The following is an 18,629-nucleotide window of genomic DNA, read 5'->3' on the forward strand; positions in this document are numbered from 1 at the left end:
GCTATTTTGGAGATACTTATGGCAGGTCATAGTAAATGGGCCAACACGAAACACCGCAAAGCGGCGCAGGATGCCAAACGCGGTAAGATTTTCACTAAAATTATCCGTGAATTAGTGACTGCGGCACGTTTGGGCGGGGGCGATCCTGGTTCAAATCCACGTTTGCGTGCAGCTATTGATAAAGCGCTGTCCAATAATATGACGCGCGACACCCTGAACCGTGCGATTGCACGTGGCGTCGGTGGTGACGAAGATAACAACATGGAAACCATCATTTACGAAGGTTATGGCCCAGGTGGCACTGCCGTGATGGTTGAATGTTTGAGTGATAACCGTAACCGTACCGTATCTGAAGTTCGCCATGCCTTCACCAAAACCGGTGGCAACTTGGGAACGGATGGTTCTGTATCTTATCTGTTCACCAAAAAAGGCGTCATCTCTTACGCGCCAGGTTTGGAAGAAGATGCAGTGATGGATGCGGCGTTGGAAGCTGGCGCAGATGATATCGTGGTGTATGACGATGGTGCCATCGATGTGTTCACGGCTTGGGAATCATTGGGTGCGGTGAAAGATGCCTTGGATGCGACAGGCTTGGTTGCAGAAGGCGCAGAAGTCTCTTTGATCCCATCAACCAAAGCAGACTTAGACGCAGAAACTGCACCAAAACTGCTGCGTTTGATCGACATGCTGGAAGATTCTGATGATGTGCAAGAGGTTTACCACAACGGTGAAATCTCTGATGAAGTTGCAGCAACACTCTAAAAAGCGTTATCACATTCTGCTCATTCGCAATATCTGTCAGTATCGCTGGTCACACTCTGTGGCCAGCGCTTTTGTAGCGCCACAAACAAGGTAAAAAACTGGTATGGCGATCGTATTAGGTATCGATCCCGGTTCTCGTGTCACCGGTTATGGCGTGATCAGCCAACAAGGTCGCCAACTCACTTATCTGGGGAGTGGCTGTATTCGTACCGTTGTTGATGATATGCCCACTCGTCTGAAGTTGATTTATGCTGGCGTGACGGAGATCATTACCCAATTTCATCCTGATTTTTTTGCCATCGAACAAGTGTTTATGGCGAAAAATCCTGATTCAGCCTTAAAGCTGGGGCAAGCGCGTGGCGCGGCGATTGTTGCTGCGGTTAATCTGGATTTACCGGTATCCGAGTACGCTGCTCGCCAAGTCAAACAAACCGTGGTTGGAACAGGAGCGGCTGAGAAAAGCCAAGTTCAGCATATGGTCCGCACATTGTTGAAACTTGCTGCGAATCCTCAGGCCGATGCGGCTGACGCATTAGCCATTGCTATCACGCACTGCCATCTCAGCCAAAATACCCTACGAATGGGCAATGATCAGCTGACGTTAGCACGAGGCCGGATCCGTTGAGCCGTATTTTAATGCGAGCAAGTTAACTGTTATGACAGGCTGGATATTCATCCAGCCTTTTTTATGCTATAAACAGCCAATTATGTTTGTACACAATGTTATTAAAGTGGCAGAACAGCAGCAAATGAACATGCCCTCGGGCCAGTGAAAATTGCGTATTTGTCGGTTGCTTTAAAGACGACGTTTTTGGGTAAGGAGAGATTCACGTGATAGGGCGCCTCAGAGGTATCATTTTGGAAAAACAGCCGCCGCTAGTGCTGCTGGAAACAAACGGTGTTGGCTATGAAGTCCAACTGCCCATGACCTGTTTTTATGAGCTGCCCGAGCTGGGGCAAGAAGCCATCATCTTTACCCAATTTATCGTCCGCGAAGACGCGCAACTCTTGTATGGCTTCAATAATAAGCAGGAGCGGGCGCTGTTTCGTGAATTGATCAAAGTTAACGGCGTCGGGCCGAAATTGGCACTAGCCATTCTTTCCGGCATGTCAGCACAGCAATTCGTTTCAGCCGTAGAGCGCGAAGATATTACCACATTGGTGAAATTACCCGGCGTTGGCAAGAAAACCGCAGAACGTTTGGTTGTTGAAATGAAAGATCGCTTCAAAGGCTTGAATGGTGATTTGTTCAACAATACCGGTGATATTACCTTACCTGTATCCACTTCTGCGCAAGTCTCTGATGCAGATAACGAATCTGAAGCGGCTTCAGCGTTGGTTGCTTTAGGTTATAAACCTCAGGAAGCTAGCCGTTTGGTCAGCAAAATAGCCAAACCGGGTGCGGATTGTGAAACGTTGATCCGTGATGCCTTACGTGCAGCATTATAGATAATGAATTTATAGGCTAAAGTCATTGGCGTTGCGGCTAGACAACCACAAAAGGCTGCGAACTTCTCTGTAGCACCAAGCACGATGGATATAAAGAGGTAGATGATGATTGAAGCAGACCGTCTGATTTCAGCGGGTGTTATCAGTGATGAAGAGAGCCTTGATCGCGCTATCCGCCCGAAATTGTTGGCTGAATATGTCGGGCAACCCCATGTTCGTGAGCAAATGGAAATCTTCATTCAGGCGGCAAAACAGCGTGGTGATGCACTTGATCACGTGCTTATCTTTGGCCCTCCGGGCTTGGGTAAAACGACATTGGCAAATATTGTCGCTAATGAGATGGGCGTGAGTTTGCGTACCACCTCCGGCCCTGTGTTGGAGAAAGCGGGCGACTTGGCGGCGATGTTGACCAACCTAGAGCCGCACGATGTATTGTTCATCGATGAGATCCACCGTTTGTCACCCGTCGTAGAAGAAATTCTGTACCCTGCGATGGAAGACTACCAGTTAGACATTATGATTGGTGAAGGTCCAGCCGCACGCTCAATCAAAATCGATTTACCTCCTTTTACCCTGATAGGCGCAACAACGCGTGCGGGTTCGTTGACGTCACCGCTGCGTGATCGCTTTGGTATCGTGCAGCGCCTCGAGTTTTATCAGGTGGCTGATTTAGAACATATCGTCTCTCGTAGTGCTAAGTGTTTGGGATTGGATCTCACTGCTGAAGGCGCGCACCAACTGGCGCGTCGTTCGCGAGGAACTCCGCGAATTACTAACCGTTTGTTACGTCGTGTACGCGATTTTGCTGAAGTACGTGCAGACGGTGCCATTAATGGTGATATTGCCATGCAAGCATTGGATATGCTGAATGTGGATGCCGAAGGCTTTGACTTTATGGACCGTAAGCTCTTGCTGGCCGTGATTGATAAGTTTATGGGCGGCCCTGTGGGCTTAGATAACCTTGCGGCTGCCATTGGTGAAGAGCGGGAAACCATCGAAGACGTATTGGAACCTTATCTAATCCAACAAGGCTTTATCCAGCGCACACCCCGTGGGCGAATTGCCACCAATCACGCTTACAAACATTTCGGTATTACGCGGGAAGAATAAAACACAGCGGATAAAGGTGGGGTGTGATTCGTTTCAAGTGGGAAGGGAACCATTAAAAACGGGGGCTATTGTGATAGCCCCCGTTTAATCAAATCATTATCCACGTGCTTTTTGTGACAGACTCAGTACGAACATCGCCGCAGCGCAAAGCACCACTGATGGCCCTGCTGGCGTGTCATATAAAGCAGAGAAAGTTAAGCCGCCAGTCACCGCAATCATACCGATACCAACTGCAATGCCCGCCATTTGTTCAGGTGTGCGGGCAAAGCGACGAGCTGCAGCAGCAGGAATGATCAGTAATGAAGTAATAATCAGAGCGCCAACAAACTTCATCGACAGCCCTATCGTCAGGGCGGTGACTAGCATCAGCAGCATCCGCACTCGCTCCAAGTTAACCCCATCAACATGAGCCAGTTCAGGGCTGACAGTCATTGACAACAAAGCACGCCACTGCCAGCAAAGCACCCCTAATACCACTATCACACCCGCTGCAATAAGCCAGATATCACTTAGTGTGACGGAAAGCAGGTCGCCAAATAGGTAGGCCATTAAATCGACCCGGACATTGTGCATTAGGCTAACGACCACTAAACCCAGTGATAACGCACTGTGAGCCATGATCCCTAATAAGGTATCAACCGCAAGCTGTGGACGGCGTTCGAGCCACACCAGAATGAGTGCGAGTACCATCGTCATAACGATCACGGCGTAAAATGGGTTCACATTGAGCAGTAAACCAAAAGCGACCCCCAATAAAGAAGCGTGAGCTAATGTATCGCCGAAATAGGACATCCGCCGCCAGACGACAAAAGAACCGAGTGGGCCAGCGGCAGTCGCCAAGAGAATACCGGCTAACCAACCTGGTAGTAATAACTCAATCATGCGTCACGGCTCCCACTGCTTTTCAAAATAATCTTTCCGTGCAAATCGTGGCGATGGTTATGGTGATGGCGATAAACGGCGAGCTGTTCAGCACCGCGATGACCAAACATAGCAATAAATTCTGGGTGGGTAGAAACCACCTCTGGTGCGCCTGAGCAGCAGATATGTTGGTTAAGGCACAATACCTCATCGGTTTTTGCCATCACCAAATGCAAGTCGTGCGACACCATCAATACAGCGCAGCCTAATTCTTTACGCAATTGCTCTATTAAGTCATACAGTGCCAGTTGACCATTAACATCAACACCTTGCGTTGGTTCGTCTAACACTAATAACTGTGGCCGATTGAGTAACGCGCGCGCGAGCAGTACTCGCTGGTTTTCACCACCGGATAATTTCTGCATCGGTTGGTCCAACAAATGTGCGGCATGAACACGTTTCAACGCTGGCAGGATATCGGCTTTTTTGACACCGGGCTTCAAACGCATAAAGCGGCTGACGGTGAGCGGCAATGTCGCATCAAGATGGAGTTTTTGCGGCACATAACCAATGCGTAAACCCGGTTCACGAATCAAACTGCCGCTGGTAGGGGCAATCAAACCAAGCACAACGCGAACCAGTGTCGATTTACCGGCACCATTCGGGCCAAGCAAGGTCAGTATCCTTCCAGGACGCAGAGAAAGAGAAATATCATTCAGTACCCGCCGGTTACCAAAAGTGACGGATATTTTATTTAGAGTTACCAAAGTGGACATTATGATTACGTTTGCAGAACCGAGTGAATGTTATAATATTACGCTTTACTCAACTAAACGTCGAGAATTCGTATTATGTTACATAAAAATAAGTGGCTGAAGCGGGCCATGCTAGCCAGTGCAATTATCATCGCAAATCCATTTAATATTGCCTCAGCAGCGGTCGTTACATCAGTACGGCCATTAGGTTTTATTGCTTCAGCCATCGCAGAAGGCGTGTTACCGACCGAGGTTTTATTGCCTGATGGCGCTTCTCCGCACGATTATGCGCTTCGTCCATCGGATGTCCAGCGGTTACGCAGTGCTGAGCTGGTTATTTGGGTTGGACCGGAAATGGAAGCCTTTTTAGCTAAACCACTTTCTCAACTAGCTGATAATAAACAGATTGCGCTATCTGAGCTTCCCTCGGTTATGCCATTGTTAATGAAAGGCGATGAACATGACGAGCATGAAGGTGAAGAAGCAGGGCATGACCATGATCATGCTAAAGATAGTCACGATGATGGGCACCACCACGGCGAATATAATATGCATATTTGGTTATCGCCAACCATCGCAAAACAATCTGCAATCGCGATTCACGACCGATTATTGGAACTTATGCCGCAAAATAAGGACAAACTAGATGCTAACCTGCGCCGATTCGAGGATCAATTAGCGCAAAATGAAAAAAATATTGCTAATATGCTAAAGCCTGCCCAAGGTAAGGGATACTTCGTTTTTCATGATGCCTATGGCTACTTTGAAAAACACTTTGGCTTGAGCCCGTTAGGGCATTTTACAGTCAACCCCGAAATACAACCTGGTGCACAGCGTTTACATCAAATTCGAACACAGTTGGTTGAGCATAAAGCGGTATGCGTTTTTGCTGAGCCACAATTCAGGCCAGCCGTCATTGATGCCGTTGCCAAAGGAACAGACGTTCGTTCAGGAACGTTGGATCCGTTGGGCAGCGGTATAGTATTAGGTCAGGACAGCTATGTGAACTTCTTGTCTCAGTTGTCGAACCAATACGTGAGCTGCCTGAAGTAAGATTAAAAGGATACTTATAAGTGCAGCAGATAGTCCGAACTATCACCCTTGCGTATAGCAATCTCCCTCGGCCCCATCGCGTTATGCTGGGGTCGTTGACTGTTATGACACTGGCCGTCGCGGTTTGGCGGCCTTTTGTATATAACCCAGAGCATGAGCCGATCGCTAAAAGTGTGGTACTGGATACCGCCCAACCCCGCATTTTATTGCCCGAAGCCAGTGAACCTATCGATCAACCAACACCTGATGATGAAATCCCGCAAGACGAATTAGATGCTAAAGATGTCAGTGAAACGGGTGTCCATGAGTATGTTGTCTCAACAGGGGATACGTTGAGCAGCATTCTGACTCAGTATGGTATTGATATTTCAGATGTATCCTTGCTTGCGACGCAAAACCGTGATCTGCGTAACTTGAAGATTGGGCAGCAAATCTCTTGGACAGTGAATGATGCCGGTGATTTGCAACGTCTGACCTGGGAAGTCTCTCGCCGTGAAACACGTGTTTATGACCGTGTTGGTAATAATTTTAAAGAGACGAAAGAGCTACAAAAAGGTGAGTGGAGCAACAAAGTTCTAACGGGAAGCCTTGATGGCAGTTTTGTCACCAGTGCGAAGAAAGCAGGTTTAACCAATTCTGAGATTCGCGCAGTGACTAAAGCATTACAGTGGCAGCTCGATTTTGCGAAGTTGCGCAAGGGCGATCAATTCTCGGTCTTGATGTCTCGCGAAATTCTAGATGGTCGTAGTGAGCAAAGTCAGTTGGTTGGGGTGCGTATGCGCTCCGGAGGCAAGGATTACTATGCTATCCGTGCCGATGACGGTAAGTTCTATGATCGCCAAGGTTCTGGTTTGGCCCGTGGTTTTATGCGTTTCCCCACATTGAAGCAATTCCGGATCTCGTCTAACTTCAATCCTCGTCGCCTTAACCCAGTAACAGGGCGTGTCGCACCCCATAAGGGTGTAGATTTTGCGATGCCGGTAGGGACACCAGTACTTGCTGTCGGTGACGGTGAAGTGGTTATTGCAAAACGCAGTGGAGCGGCGGGGAACTATGTGGCGATTCGCCATGGTCGCCAATACACCACACGCTATATGCATTTGAAGAAATTACTGGTGAAACCTGGGCAGAAAGTTAAACGCGGTGATCGTATCGCGTTGTCAGGTAATACCGGTCGTTCTACAGGCCCGCATCTGCACTATGAATTCTGGATGAACCAGCAAGCAGTGAATCCACTGACTGCGAAATTGCCACGTTCGGAAGGGTTAAGTGGTAAAGACCGCAGTGATTATCTGGCTATCGCTAAGCAGGTTATTCCACAACTGCAATTAGATTAATGTTGATCCAGTAGCCGTTAGGCTACTGGATTGTCTATATCTGATGCCAGTCACCCTGTAGACTCAAAAAATAAAATCTATTATTAGTCCACTCGAAAATTCCAAGAGTTCTTCCATGCATAAAGAGAAAAACGACGCTGCTGGTTTTATTCCGGTATTTAAAAAGTCTTTCCTGCACCCACGTTTTTGGGGCGTGTGGTTAGGGACGGGCTTAATGGCGGGAATGGCGTATGTGCCGCCGAGATTTCGTGATCCCTTGTTGGCCGGCATTGGCCGCCTTGCGGGGAAGTTCGCTAAAAGCGCCCGTCGTCGCGCCCGTATTAATCTGCTTTATTGCATGCCGGATCTGCCAGAAGCTGAACGTGAGCATATTATTGATCAGATGTTTGCGACGGCTGCGCAACCACTAATGATGATGGCTGAACTCTGTTTTCGTGACCCTAAAACAGTCTTATCCCGCGTCCATTGGCACGGATTAGATATTTTGGATGGGCTACAGCAGCAGGAACGTAATGTTATTCTGCTGGTACCTCATGCCTGGTCGATTGATATTCCAGCAATGTTGTTAGCCGAGCAAGGTAAACCGGTTGCAGGTATGTTCCACCATCAGCGTAATCCGCTGGTGGATTATTTGTGGAATAGTGCGCGCTTGCGGTTTGGTGGGCGTATCCATGCAAGGGAAAGCGGTATTAAGCCATTTATCAGCTCAGTGCGTCAGGGATTCTGGGGCTACTATTTGCCAGATGAAGACTATGGTCCTGAACAAAGTGAATTTGTTGACTTTTTTGCTACTTATAAAGCGACACTCCCTGCTGTCGGGCGTTTAATGAAAGTCTGCAAAGCGGCAATTGTCCCGATGTTCCCCGTTTATAATTATCGTGAACATCGCCTCGATATTTATATACGTCCCCCGATGGATGATTTGGCGGACGCTGATGATGCCTACATCGCTCGCCGGATGAATGAAGAAGTTGAAATCTTGGTTAAGCCGAACCCAGAGCAATACACTTGGATTCTTAAACTGCTGAAAACCCGTAAGGAAGGCGAGATTGAGCCTTATGTTCGCAAGGATCTTTAATGCCATCTCGTTAAGCGCCCGCAAGGCCCTTTAGCCTAAATGAGATAATTGAACATAAAAAAACCCGCCATTAATCAGCGGGTTTTTTATTCATTAAGGCTTAAAACTGATTATTCAACGCGAATGATGCGGCTAGTATTGGTGGTACCAATCGTCCCCATGACATCACCTTGTGTCACGATAACCAGATCACCAGAAATCAGGAAGCCTTTATCTTTCAGGCGATTCACCGCTTCAGTCGCAGCCATAACACCATCAGTGTGGGTATCGCAGTAAACCGGCGTCACACCACGGTAGATGGCCGTTAGATTTAAGGTGTGGTCATGACGAGACATTGCAAAAATCGGTAAACCGGAGCTGATACGGGACATCATCAGTGCAGTACGACCCGATTCGGTCATCGCGAGAATAGCGGTGATGCCTTTGAGGTGGTTTGCTGCATACATGGTCGACATCGCAATAGCTTCTTCGACATTGTCGAATTGCACATCCAAGCGGTGTTTTGACACATTGATACTCGGGATTTTTTCTGCGCCCAGACACACGCGTGCCATCGCGGCCACTGTCTCTGCAGGATACTGACCTGCTGCGGTTTCTGCTGAGAGCATGACGGCGTCGGTACCATCTAACACGGCGTTTGCCACGTCCATGACTTCAGCACGTGTTGGCATTGGGTTGGTAATCATCGACTCCATCATTTGAGTCGCGGTGATCACCGCACGGTTAAGCTGACGCGCACGGCGAATCAGTTTTTTCTGGATACCGACTAGCTCTGGGTCACCAATTTCGACACCCAAGTCACCACGAGCAACCATCACGACATCAGACGCTAGAATGATGTCATCCATGGCTTCGTCTGTTGCTACCGCCTCAGCACGTTCAACTTTCGCCACGATTTGCGCGTTGCAACCTGCATCACGGGCCAGACGACGAGCATAGTGCAAGTCTTCGCCTGTACGTGGGAAAGACACAGCCAAGAAATCGACACCAATTTTAGCGGCAGTGATAATGTCAGCTTTGTCTTTTTCTGTTAGCGCTTCTGCAGACAGGCCACCACCGAGTTTATTAATGCCCTTGTTATTGGACAGCGGGCCACCCACGGTGACTTCAGTGAAGACTTTCATGCCCTGAACTTCAACAACTTTCAGTTGTACCCGACCATCATCAAGCAGCAAGATATCGCCAGGGACTACATCAGCAGGCAGGCCTTTATAATCGATACCGACCTTGTCTTTATCGCCTTCGCCTTTTGCCATGTTGGCATCGAGCAGGAATTTATCGTGCACATTCAGGAAAACTTTTCCTTCCTTAAACGTAGACACACGGATTTTAGGACCTTGCAAATCGCCAAGAATAGCAACATGACGCCCTAAGCGAGCGGCAATTTCACGGACTTTATTGGCCCGCAACTCATGATCTTCAGCACTACCATGGGAAAAATTCAGGCGGACTACGTTTGCACCAGCGGCAATAATCTTTTCCAGATTATTGTCGCGGTCCGTAGCCGGCCCCAGTGTAGTAACAATCTTGGTCCTTCTGAGCCGTCTGGACATCTCTTACTCCGTTGACTGATGAAGCATGGTGTTGTTAAAACAGCGGATAATGAATCCGATAGTAAAATGTCATTCAGTTACAAATTTTACGACGAAACCTATTCATGTTTTACGACGAAAGTTTGTCATGTATACGACAAAATAGTGTCATGCATGTTACCCGCTTGCAGATGTAATACGATTAATTCACAAAAAACAATCGAATTACCCAGTGAGCTAGTGTTAAGCATACCGGCTCTGGTCGTATTTTCCTGAGCCAAAGTGACGACTATTCTTCAATAATACGTCAAATTGTTACGGCAGAAGATGCGCTAACACAATACAAAGTGACTTCTCTGCCAGATACTTTTCTTGCCATTACCGCTATTCGCCACTGTTGACGCGCGGTAAACCTTTATCAAAACGTGACTCTTTCAATGCGTCTTTAACTCGTTTCAGGTTATCTCTGAACTTTGCCCCTCGGCGCAAAGTAAACCCCGTCGCTAAGACATCAATTAAGGTGAGCTGAGCAATGCGTGACACCATCGGCATATACACATCGGTGTCTTCTGGTACGTCTAGCAGCAGCGACAATGTTGCCTCATGTGCCAGTGGAGTATCGCGTGAGGTGATGGCTATCACGGTGGCATCGTTTTCACGGGCTAGGTGAGCGAGCTCCACCAAGCTTTTTGTGCGGCCGGTATGGGAGATTAATACCACCACATCACCTTCACTGGAATTCATGCAACTCATACGTTGCATCACGATATCATCAAAATAAATTACTGGAATATTGAAGCGGAAAAATTTGTTCATCGCGTCATGGGCTACAGCAGCCGATGCACCAAGGCCAAAGAAGGATATTTTCTTCGCTTGCGTTAACAAATCAACGGCCCGATTAATGGCGGTAATGTCTAAATTGGTTCTCACCATATCCAGACTAGCCATAGTGGATTCGAAAATTTTGCCAGTGTAAGCGGCTACACTATCATCTTCTTCAACATTTCGATTCACATAAGGTGTGCCATTAGCCAGACTTTGCGCCAAATGAAGTTTAAAATCAGGGAAACCTTTGGTGTCCAGTCGACGGCAAAAACGGTTTACCGTTGGTTCGCTGACGTTCGCCATTTTGGCGAGAGTGGCGATACTAGAGTGGATAGCGGTTTGCGGGGAGGCGAGGATCACCTCGGCGACTTTCCTTTCTGATTTGCTCAGGAGGTCCAGATTATTTTGGATATTTTCCAGCGTATTCATATAACGAGAGTCACCCATGGGTTTTACCGATTTCATTTAAAGGAGAAATCTATGTCGGTTTAATGAAAATATACTACGAGCTGGGACCCGTTGGCAGTGGCATCTGGTTGGATGTGAGGCTTTTTCACCAGAATATGACCTGTGTCTAATTTTCATAATGGTAAATCGTAGTCAAAAACGTCATAAAATTACATTTTTAAGTTGCGCCGCCTGATTTGACGCGGCTTGGCGCCTGAATGGATGTTTTTTAACCTTTTTTGACCTGCTTTTATCTGGGTTTACTGGCTATAGCCAAAGAGAGTACATTAGTAATGTAAGAAAATTACAAATATCCTGCAACGAGGAGAATAACATGGCGGTAATTAATACAGCCCAAGCAGCCCAGGCGTGTGATCTGGTGATTTTCGGCGCTAAGGGAGACTTGGCTCGCCGCAAACTGCTGCCTTCCCTTTACCAATTAGAGAAAGCGGGTCACATCCACCCTGATACTCGGATCATCGGCGTAGGCCGTGCCGAATGGGATAAAGACGCGTACACAGCCGTGGTAAAGGAAGCCCTCGATACCTTTATGAAAGAGAAATTGGATGATGAATTGTGGCAAAAGCTCAGTTCACGCCTCGATTTCTGTAATTTAGATGTCAACGACAGCAAGCATTTTGCCAAGCTAGGCAAAATGTTAGACCAAAAAAATCGTACCACTATTAACTATTTCGCCATGCCACCCAGCACCTTTGGTGCGGTTTGCAAAGGGTTGGGCGAAGCGGGGCTGAATAAAGAGCCAAGCCGAGTCGTCATGGAAAAACCACTGGGGACGGATTTAGCGTCTTCACGGGTGATTAACGATCAGGTCGCCGAATATTTCAACGAGTGTCAGGTCTACCGTATCGACCACTATTTGGGGAAAGAAACGGTATTGAACCTGTTGGCACTGCGGTTTGCTAACTCATTGTTTGCCTCCAACTGGGATAATCGCACCATCGACCATGTGCAGATTACAGTTGCAGAAGAAGTTGGGATTGAAGGGCGCTGGGGCTATTTTGATCAAGCTGGCCAGATGCGTGACATGATCCAAAACCATCTGTTGCAAATTCTGACCATGATCGCCATGTCACCGCCTGCGGATTTAAGTACCGACCGTATCCGTGACGAAAAAGTGAAAGTGCTGCGATCGCTGCGCCGTATCGATCACACCAATGTGCGTGAAACCACTGTACGTGGCCAATACACGGCAGGATTTGTGCAAGGCAATAAAGTGCCTGGCTATCTGGAAGAAGAAGGAGCCAACAAGAGCAGCAACACTGAGACGTTTGTGTCTATTCGCGTTGACATCGATGACTGGCGATGGGCTGGCGTGCCGTTCTATCTGAGAACAGGTAAGCGCTTGCCAAGTAAATGCTCTGAAGTCGTGGTCTACTTCAAAAATCCTGCGCTGAACTTATTCCGCGAGTCCTACCAACAACTGCCACAAAACAAGCTGACCATCCGTTTGCAGCCAGATGAAGGCATTGAAATCGAAGTGCTGAATAAGGTACCGGGTCTGGAACATAAGCATCGTCTGCAAACCACCAAACTTGACCTCAGCTTCTCTAAGACTTTCAACGAGCAGCATCTCGCAGATGCCTACGAGCGTCTGTTGCTAGAAACCATGCGTGGGATCCAAGCACTGTTTGTTCGTCGTGATGAAGTCGAAGAGGCTTGGAAGTGGGTAGACTCCATCATGGATGCATGGGCTGCTGATAACGAAGCGCCTAAGCCGTATCAAGCTGGCACATGGGGGCCAGTGGCATCCGTTGCCATGATTACCCGTGATGGCCGTTCTTGGAACGAGTTCGAGTAGGCTACTCGTCCTAACAAGTTACGCCACCTCCCGTAATTTAGGTGGCGTGCCACCGCCAAGGAAGCAGGGCGGGCAGCTAGGGGCAGGAAGCCCGCGCAATAATAAAGAGCTGTTAGCTGGCTCGCACTCTGATTCTTTATGGCAGGCGGAAAGCATCTGTGAATATTCTGCGTGCCATATTTCAACTGGCACCTTCGGGTGAGTACATGCCAATCGGCATAAGTGGAGATAACAACTGATGAAAAGCTGGAAAACGAGCGCAGAACAGATCATGACCGCAGGCCCCGTTGTCCCGGTGATTGTGATTAACAAGCTTGAGCAAGCTGTACCTTTGGCAAAAGCTTTGGTAGCAGGCGGCGTTCGGGTATTGGAAGTGACGCTGCGCACCTCTTGTGCTGTTGAAGCCATCCGCGCCATCGCCAAAGAAGTCCCAGAAGCGATTGTGGGTGCAGGCACAGTGCTTAACCCGCAGCAGTTAGCTGACGTCGTTGACGCTGGTGCCCAGTTTGCCATCAGCCCAGGGTTGACGGATGAATTGCTTAAAGCGGCCACTGAAGGTGATATCCCACTAATCCCAGGGATCAGTACAGTTTCAGAATTAATGCTTGGTATGAGCTATGGTCTGCGTGAGTTTAAATTTTTCCCGGCTGAAGCAAATGGTGGTGTTAAAGCATTGCAAGCGATTGGCGGCCCGTTCTCCCAAGTGCGCTTCTGCCCAACCGGTGGCATTACACCGAATAACTACCGCGACTATTTGGCGCTAAAAAGCGTCCTGTGTATTGGCGGATCTTGGTTGGTTCCTGCGGATGCGTTGGAAAATGGTGACTATGCGCGTATCACTGAATTAGCGAAACAAGCTGTTGCGGGTGCTACCGCATAATTGACTCACTCCCGAAGTTGAAGAGTTAATCCCAGCAACGTGAGCAGTAAAAGGCAGGGTTTCCCCTGCCTTTTATACATTATGTTTTAGCAAGCACCTTTATCTTCCCAGACCTTGCTCCAACCCGTACCGTTGCCGGTAGTGTCAGTCACAGCATCATCACCGGGTATGTTGTCAGCAGCAACCCACCACTTATTGATATAAATCCGCCCATTGTTACTCACTTTTGTCGGTTCACCATAGGCTTTCTGTTCCCATGATGGCGCACTACATTGTTGAGGTGTGATGGGGTTGGATTCGATGACAGATTGCAGTTCGTCTTTAACGGCGACATCGCATGGGCCCTTATCTTCCCAAACTTTACCCCATCCTGTGCCGTTGCCAGTTGTGTCTGTTTGAGCAACATCACCAGGCATAGCAGTAGCGGATACCCACCATTTATTCGTGTAAATGCGGCCATTTTTGCTGATGGTAGTCGGCTCACTGTAAGCTTTTGCCTCCCAAGAGGGCACATTGCATTGAGCTACCGGCTTAATTTCTTCCACAACTTGCTCAGCTTCAATGGTTTGGTCCACATCTCCTACTTCACCATTTAAAAATTGACTACCATCATAACTCTCCAAATATTCCCAATATTCATTACTGGTCTGATTGGAAGGGAAATACCAATATGAGCGCGTTTTTAGTCGGTAATAGTCACGGGTATGAGTTAATGTATTGTCGGATTGATAATAAGTGCCAACAACACCTTTAGGTGATGCATCGTTCCAAAGATTAATGTCTCCTTCTATTTGGTAACGTTGCTTGATGACATCGTTAAAAGCGTCACGAAACGATATATTGTCACCCGTGGTTTTCAATCGAGTCGAGCTGGCTAGCCTCATTGCCATATTATTGTTATCGGTCACTGTAACTGGAATTGATAACATCGCATTTTGAAGTACGTTATGAGGCGCACGCAGGGTGATCTCATGGCCTCTATCCGTAATCACTTGAACGCCGGACGGAATATCCCAGCGGTAAGTCAGCGCTGAAGCATCTCGGTTAGTCACATCGACAGATACGCTGAATATATCCCCTGCATTGACCGTGTCAGGGAGGCGGACATCACCAGTCATATTCTGCTCAGTCAGTGAGTAAGTGTGAGCAATATTAGTGTCGGTATTCAACCAAATCGGCTTCGTTAACTGAGGTAAATTCATCGCTTCTAATTGAGCGCTTGTATCCTTAGTCGGTTTCAGACCCCAACGATGGAAAAACGAGGTCAGGTTTACGCCCGCAACTCGACTCGTTTCAATCAAAAAGCGCTGCTTTTTTTCATCGTTGTTTTTTGGCTGCTCAGTGGGTGTCATCGTGCGATAACGATCGCCCAGTCGTTGGTAGAAGTCTTGCCCGAAAGTCAGATCCAACTGCCAAAACATAGCCAAACGGATAAAGACGTCTACATCTTCATAAATATGGCCCTTTGACTCCATTAACGCGTAAACACTATCCCAACGCGACTCTGCCTCAAGACGAGATGTTTCGCCTAACGCACGTTGGACATACAAAGAAGTCAGATTGACAGTTGTTTCACCGTCGTTATCAAAAGTCCACGCTCGCATTTGGTAGTGGTGACCTAACTCATGCCATGGTCCCCATGCTTTTTTTAATAGCTCAGTCGTTATCACCTCTGGAATACCCGGCATGTTCGTTTTTAACCAGAAATTCGACGCTGACATGTAACCTGATGTGCTGTCAGACTTACTGGTGAACTGATATTGGAATGGGGTTGCACGATGGGGGAAGGCTCTTTTAGAACTGAGTCCAAATTGTTCTTCGGCGAGATCAACGATGCGGTCCCATAACACGAGTACTCCCTCAGGGTCGGTTGCCTGCTTACGCATATTTTTAATTGGCATGGTGAGGATCATGCGCTTGCCAACCAGTTCAGCAAAAGGTGAGTCGCCATACTTTTTCAAACTTATCTGCCAATCTTCAGCGGTATTCTCACCTAGGATAAAGCGAGGCATTGGCTTTCCGCCTTCGAGCAAATTAATGATGATTTCGCTGCTGCCGGGTTGATTCGTTGCAGCAAAATAAATTGCACCGGCATGCTTAACTTCGATTTCATTAATACCCGGTTTCAGTTTAACAATCTGCTTATCACGGTTTTCATCTTTACCCTTATTGATTGGCACAATCCATAATTCAGGCAACAGATTAATGTCTTCGCCATGATGCTGATATTCAATCTTCAACGTCTCGCTTTTGTTCGCCCAGAAGCCACTGGATTGAGTCGGATGAGATAAGAACTTACGCTTCTGTTGCTCTAGAAAATAAGTGGGAGAACCGTTCTGGACTACCCGAATTTGTCGAGAGGCTTCAAGATGATTGCCAGTTGTTTCAGCTTGTTGAACTGACGGGTTGACTCGAACATCTGAAACGGCCGCGGATAACGTGGATGAGAACCCCAAAGCAAGTAATAAGCTCAGGGCAATAGGTGTAGTACGTAATTTAGGGGGTAACATAAAGCTATCTCCAGATAGCATTCAACTCCAATGAATTACAGTGAAGGCTGAATTAAGTTAAAAAGATAATTTACGGGAGAGGCACTCTAGCGCATCTATCCTTAATTGGGCTGTAGGGCTAAGGCGGGACCAACATAAGTCGAAAAAGGTCACAATTATTAAGGCAGATAAGTGATAAATAATGATTTTAAGGGGGATTTTTAACTTATTTTATAAGGGAAAGAGATAACTTGGGCTCCTTAAAACTTTGTCATCCAACATGGTGTGCCTATTTAACAAACACTTAGCAGCAATAAAGCGGTCGATAGACACGTTTGCTAATTAATATCTGACCCAAGCACATTAGCTCAATGAAAAGTAAACCAACCAGGCGTCACAGGCCAAAAGTGGGAGGATAAGGCTGAATTTTATTTTTCCATATCACTAACTTATTATTTTTAAATCTCTTTTTTAAACTATTTGTCAAATTGATGGTTTGCTTTATAAAATTGGCTGTGGTAAAAATACAACAGTGAATTATTCCAACTTGATGAGGGTTTTAGGCGTATCGCACTGGTTTTTGCTAACAAGTATGTGGCACTAACAGGTGTAGCTAAAAAAAAGAGATATATTATGATTAAAACTAATGGAATTACTTTCAAACCGTCTACCTGCCAACTCTTCCTGTCTGCCATTCTGGCCAGTGAGCATCACTGGTGCAGCGAGCTGTAGCGTCTTTCTTCTTCAGTCGTCAGTAAATTTTTGACAAAATTTATACGCCAAGTGAGTTTCTATTTCTTACGGCCTATGCACGCCTATTCCTGAACTATAGGGCGTCGAATAAGGATAACCGTAATAAATAGACCTTAGCGTGCGTTTGTACCCGTTATTTCAAATTGTTGTACGTTTGCTGCCTTTGTTAAGCCAAAAGTCCGGCTCGAGTCAGCCTATCAGGATTAACAGATTTACCAGCTTCCTACATCTTGAAATCTATCGGGTATCTGTATGTTAGGAGAAGAAAAATGATTTATTGGATATTTTTAGGTTTAGCGATTGTCGCTGAAATTATTGGCACTTTGTCAATGAAATACGCCAGTGTCAGCGGTGAAATGATGGGGCATATCGTGATGTATTTTATGATAACTGGCTCCTATATTTTGCTCGCGCTGGCGGTAAAAAAAGTCGCCTTGGGTGTGGCTTATGCTTTATGGGAAGGGATCGGGATCCTGATTATCACTATTTTCAGCGTGCTGTGGTTTGATGAAAGTTTATCGGCAATGAAAATAGCGGGTTTAGCGACCTTAGTGGCTGGCATCATGTTAGTGAAGTCGGGTACACGTAAACCGAAAAAGCCAAGCGACCAAAACAGGCGTGTAGGTGAGCATCATGCAACAGCTTGAGTTGTACCATATTGCTTTTCTGATTTTGGCGGTCATTCTGGAGATTATCGCGAATATCTTGCTGAAAATGTCAGATGGTTTTCGCCGCGTGTGGCTGGGTATCTTATCGTTACTGTCGGTATTAGGGGCATTTAGTGCTTTGGCACAAGCGGTAAAAGGCATTGAGTTGTCAGTAGCTTATGCTTTGTGGGGCGGTTTTGGTATTGCCGCAACAGTGGCTGCCGGTTGGATTCTATTTAACCAAAGGCTCAACTATAAAGGCTGGATAGGCTTGGCGTTGCTACTGGCTGGAATGGTCATGATCAAGCTGTCTTGATATCGACGGTATACTGTAAGTTACATCGGAAAGTCAGTTGCAGGGGAAATGCCCCTGCAACACTCATGGCGACAGAATAATTTTTGACTTTTGCCCGTAAGAGGCAGAAAACTAGATTGCTGCAATGATCTTAATTTCAACTTTATAGTTCGGATTCATCAATTTGGCCTCGACGGTACAACGTACCGGTGCATTGCCATCAACGACCCAAGCGTCCCAAGCTGCATTCATCGCAGCGAAATCTGCCTTATCCGCCAAGAAAATGGTGGCATCTAGAATCCGACTTTTATCAGAACCCAGTTGGTTCAATATCATATCGATAGCAGCCAAGGTGTTGGCCGTTTGCGCAGTGGCATCAGCGTCCAAATTTTCCGGCACGCTGGTGTAATAGATGGTGTCGTTGTGAACTACCGCATCAGACCAACGTTTTTCTGGATTAATTCGCTCAATACTCATTTTCGCTCCCTTGCATCAATGTCAATCTCAGTTGTTGGCGTAAGGGTAGCATAGCTTGTG

The 18,629-nt window shown here is 47.1% G+C and carries 17 protein-coding genes; 11 read left to right on the top strand and 6 right to left on the bottom strand.

From position 1 onward, the window contains the following. Positions 1 to 18: 18 nt before the first annotated feature. The 4 genes from BN68_RS03795 (at position 19) to ruvB (ending at position 3,321) form a co-directional block, all read left to right on the top strand. Entirely contained in the window at positions 19 to 762 is a 744-nt protein-coding gene (locus BN68_RS03795) for a YebC/PmpR family DNA-binding transcriptional regulator (protein WP_019209824.1), read from the top strand. 103 nt (positions 763 to 865) lie between these two features. Then, entirely contained in the window at positions 866 to 1,387 is a 522-nt protein-coding gene (gene ruvC, locus BN68_RS03800) for a crossover junction endodeoxyribonuclease RuvC (protein WP_019209825.1), read from the top strand. 206 nt (positions 1,388 to 1,593) lie between these two features. Next, on the top strand, positions 1,594 to 2,211 hold the full coding sequence (gene ruvA / locus BN68_RS03805; RefSeq protein WP_019209826.1) for a Holliday junction branch migration protein RuvA: 618 nt from the start codon (positions 1,594 to 1,596) through the stop codon (positions 2,209 to 2,211). A 105-nt stretch (positions 2,212 to 2,316) separates the two neighbouring features. After that, positions 2,317 to 3,321, top strand: a complete 1,005-nt coding sequence (ruvB, locus tag BN68_RS03810) for a Holliday junction branch migration DNA helicase RuvB (protein WP_019209827.1) — start codon at positions 2,317 to 2,319, stop codon at positions 3,319 to 3,321. 96 nt (positions 3,322 to 3,417) lie between these two features. Here the strand turns inward: ruvB and znuB are convergent, their stop codons facing one another. Both znuB and znuC read right to left on the bottom strand, forming a co-directional pair. Further along, the gene (gene znuB, locus BN68_RS03815) at positions 3,418 to 4,203 is read right to left on the bottom strand and encodes a zinc ABC transporter permease subunit ZnuB (protein WP_019209828.1); all 786 of its coding nucleotides are present in this window, start codon (positions 4,201 to 4,203) and stop codon (positions 3,418 to 3,420) included. Continuing rightward, positions 4,200 to 4,958 (bottom strand): zinc ABC transporter ATP-binding protein ZnuC, encoded by a 759-nt coding sequence (gene znuC, locus BN68_RS03820; protein ID WP_019209829.1) that lies wholly within the window; start codon positions 4,956 to 4,958, stop codon positions 4,200 to 4,202. The genes znuB and znuC overlap by 4 nt, the downstream gene beginning before the upstream one ends. Before the next feature lie 75 nt (positions 4,959 to 5,033). Here znuC and znuA point away from each other — a divergent pair, with 75 nt between their 5' ends. The 3 genes from znuA (at position 5,034) to lpxM (ending at position 8,405) form a co-directional block, all read left to right on the top strand. Beyond that, positions 5,034 to 5,990, top strand: a complete 957-nt coding sequence (gene znuA, locus BN68_RS03825; protein WP_019209830.1) for a zinc ABC transporter substrate-binding protein ZnuA — start codon at positions 5,034 to 5,036, stop codon at positions 5,988 to 5,990. A gap of 20 nt (positions 5,991 to 6,010) precedes the next feature. Next, positions 6,011 to 7,327: a murein DD-endopeptidase MepM gene (gene mepM / locus BN68_RS03830; RefSeq protein ID WP_042806390.1), complete on the top strand. Its 1,317-nt coding sequence runs from the start codon at positions 6,011 to 6,013 to the stop codon at positions 7,325 to 7,327. Between the two features lie 115 nt (positions 7,328 to 7,442). Next, positions 7,443 to 8,405: a lauroyl-Kdo(2)-lipid IV(A) myristoyltransferase gene (lpxM, locus tag BN68_RS03835; protein ID WP_019209832.1), complete on the top strand. Its 963-nt coding sequence runs from the start codon at positions 7,443 to 7,445 to the stop codon at positions 8,403 to 8,405. 110 nt (positions 8,406 to 8,515) lie between these two features. On the opposite strand, the gene pyk is transcribed toward lpxM, so the two are convergent. Further along, the gene (pyk, locus tag BN68_RS03840; protein ID WP_019209833.1) at positions 8,516 to 9,958 is read right to left on the bottom strand and encodes a pyruvate kinase; all 1,443 of its coding nucleotides are present in this window, start codon (positions 9,956 to 9,958) and stop codon (positions 8,516 to 8,518) included. Positions 9,959 to 10,321: 363 nt separating this feature from the next. Continuing rightward, positions 10,322 to 11,191: a MurR/RpiR family transcriptional regulator gene (locus BN68_RS03845; RefSeq protein ID WP_051144535.1), complete on the bottom strand. Its 870-nt coding sequence runs from the start codon at positions 11,189 to 11,191 to the stop codon at positions 10,322 to 10,324. Positions 11,192 to 11,543: 352 nt separating this feature from the next. Between BN68_RS03845 and zwf the strand changes: the two genes are divergently transcribed. Then, positions 11,544 to 13,028, top strand: a complete 1,485-nt coding sequence (gene zwf, locus BN68_RS03850; RefSeq protein ID WP_019209835.1) for a glucose-6-phosphate dehydrogenase — start codon at positions 11,544 to 11,546, stop codon at positions 13,026 to 13,028. Positions 13,029 to 13,266: 238 nt separating this feature from the next. Further along, a complete protein-coding gene (locus BN68_RS03855) occupies positions 13,267 to 13,908 on the top strand; it encodes a bifunctional 4-hydroxy-2-oxoglutarate aldolase/2-dehydro-3-deoxy-phosphogluconate aldolase (protein WP_019209836.1) in 642 nt (213 codons plus the stop codon). An 86-nt stretch (positions 13,909 to 13,994) separates the two neighbouring features. Here BN68_RS03855 and BN68_RS03860 read toward each other — a convergent pair whose 3' ends face one another. Next, positions 13,995 to 16,418, bottom strand: coding sequence for a M60 family metallopeptidase (locus tag BN68_RS03860; RefSeq protein WP_019209837.1), 2,424 nt, complete (start codon positions 16,416 to 16,418; stop codon positions 13,995 to 13,997). A gap of 1,001 nt (positions 16,419 to 17,419) precedes the next feature. Here BN68_RS03860 and mdtJ point away from each other — a divergent pair. Continuing rightward, entirely contained in the window at positions 17,420 to 17,797 is a 378-nt protein-coding gene (gene mdtJ, locus BN68_RS03865) for a multidrug/spermidine efflux SMR transporter subunit MdtJ (RefSeq protein ID WP_019209838.1), read from the top strand. Beyond that, positions 17,784 to 18,113 (top strand): multidrug/spermidine efflux SMR transporter subunit MdtI, encoded by a 330-nt coding sequence (mdtI, locus tag BN68_RS03870; protein WP_019209839.1) that lies wholly within the window; start codon positions 17,784 to 17,786, stop codon positions 18,111 to 18,113. The genes mdtJ and mdtI overlap by 14 nt, the downstream gene beginning before the upstream one ends. 111 nt (positions 18,114 to 18,224) lie before the next feature. On the opposite strand, the gene BN68_RS03875 is transcribed toward mdtI, so the two are convergent. Next, complete coding sequence (locus BN68_RS03875) at positions 18,225 to 18,569, bottom strand: RidA family protein (protein ID WP_019209840.1); 345 nt, start codon at positions 18,567 to 18,569, stop codon at positions 18,225 to 18,227. Positions 18,570 to 18,629: the final 60 nt, after the last annotated feature.

The organism is Yersinia massiliensis CCUG 53443 (assembly GCF_000312485.1).
GTDB classification, from domain to species: Bacteria; Pseudomonadota; Gammaproteobacteria; order Enterobacterales; family Enterobacteriaceae; genus Yersinia; species Yersinia massiliensis.

Excerpts from the sequence above, each read along its gene's own strand:
- BN68_RS03860 (WP_019209837.1), bottom strand. The coding sequence starts at position 16,418 with ATGTTACCCCCTAAATTACGTACTACACCTATTGCCCTGAGCTTATTA.
- ruvC (WP_019209825.1), top strand. The coding sequence starts at position 866 with ATGGCGATCGTATTAGGTATCGATCCCGGTTCTCGTGTCACCGGTTAT.
- znuA (WP_019209830.1), top strand. The coding sequence starts at position 5,034 with ATGTTACATAAAAATAAGTGGCTGAAGCGGGCCATGCTAGCCAGTGCA.
- BN68_RS03845 (WP_051144535.1), bottom strand. The coding sequence starts at position 11,191 with ATGAATACGCTGGAAAATATCCAAAATAATCTGGACCTCCTGAGCAAA.
- pyk (WP_019209833.1), bottom strand. The coding sequence starts at position 9,958 with ATGTCCAGACGGCTCAGAAGGACCAAGATTGTTACTACACTGGGGCCG.
- BN68_RS03795 (WP_019209824.1), top strand. The coding sequence starts at position 19 with ATGGCAGGTCATAGTAAATGGGCCAACACGAAACACCGCAAAGCGGCG.
- BN68_RS03875 (WP_019209840.1), bottom strand. The coding sequence starts at position 18,569 with ATGAGTATTGAGCGAATTAATCCAGAAAAACGTTGGTCTGATGCGGTA.
- lpxM (WP_019209832.1), top strand. The coding sequence starts at position 7,443 with ATGCATAAAGAGAAAAACGACGCTGCTGGTTTTATTCCGGTATTTAAA.
- mdtI (WP_019209839.1), top strand. The coding sequence starts at position 17,784 with ATGCAACAGCTTGAGTTGTACCATATTGCTTTTCTGATTTTGGCGGTC.
- ruvB (WP_019209827.1), top strand. The coding sequence starts at position 2,317 with ATGATTGAAGCAGACCGTCTGATTTCAGCGGGTGTTATCAGTGATGAA.
- znuC (WP_019209829.1), bottom strand. The coding sequence starts at position 4,958 with ATGTCCACTTTGGTAACTCTAAATAAAATATCCGTCACTTTTGGTAAC.
- zwf (WP_019209835.1), top strand. The coding sequence starts at position 11,544 with ATGGCGGTAATTAATACAGCCCAAGCAGCCCAGGCGTGTGATCTGGTG.
- znuB (WP_019209828.1), bottom strand. The coding sequence starts at position 4,203 with ATGATTGAGTTATTACTACCAGGTTGGTTAGCCGGTATTCTCTTGGCG.
- BN68_RS03855 (WP_019209836.1), top strand. The coding sequence starts at position 13,267 with ATGAAAAGCTGGAAAACGAGCGCAGAACAGATCATGACCGCAGGCCCC.
- mdtJ (WP_019209838.1), top strand. The coding sequence starts at position 17,420 with ATGATTTATTGGATATTTTTAGGTTTAGCGATTGTCGCTGAAATTATT.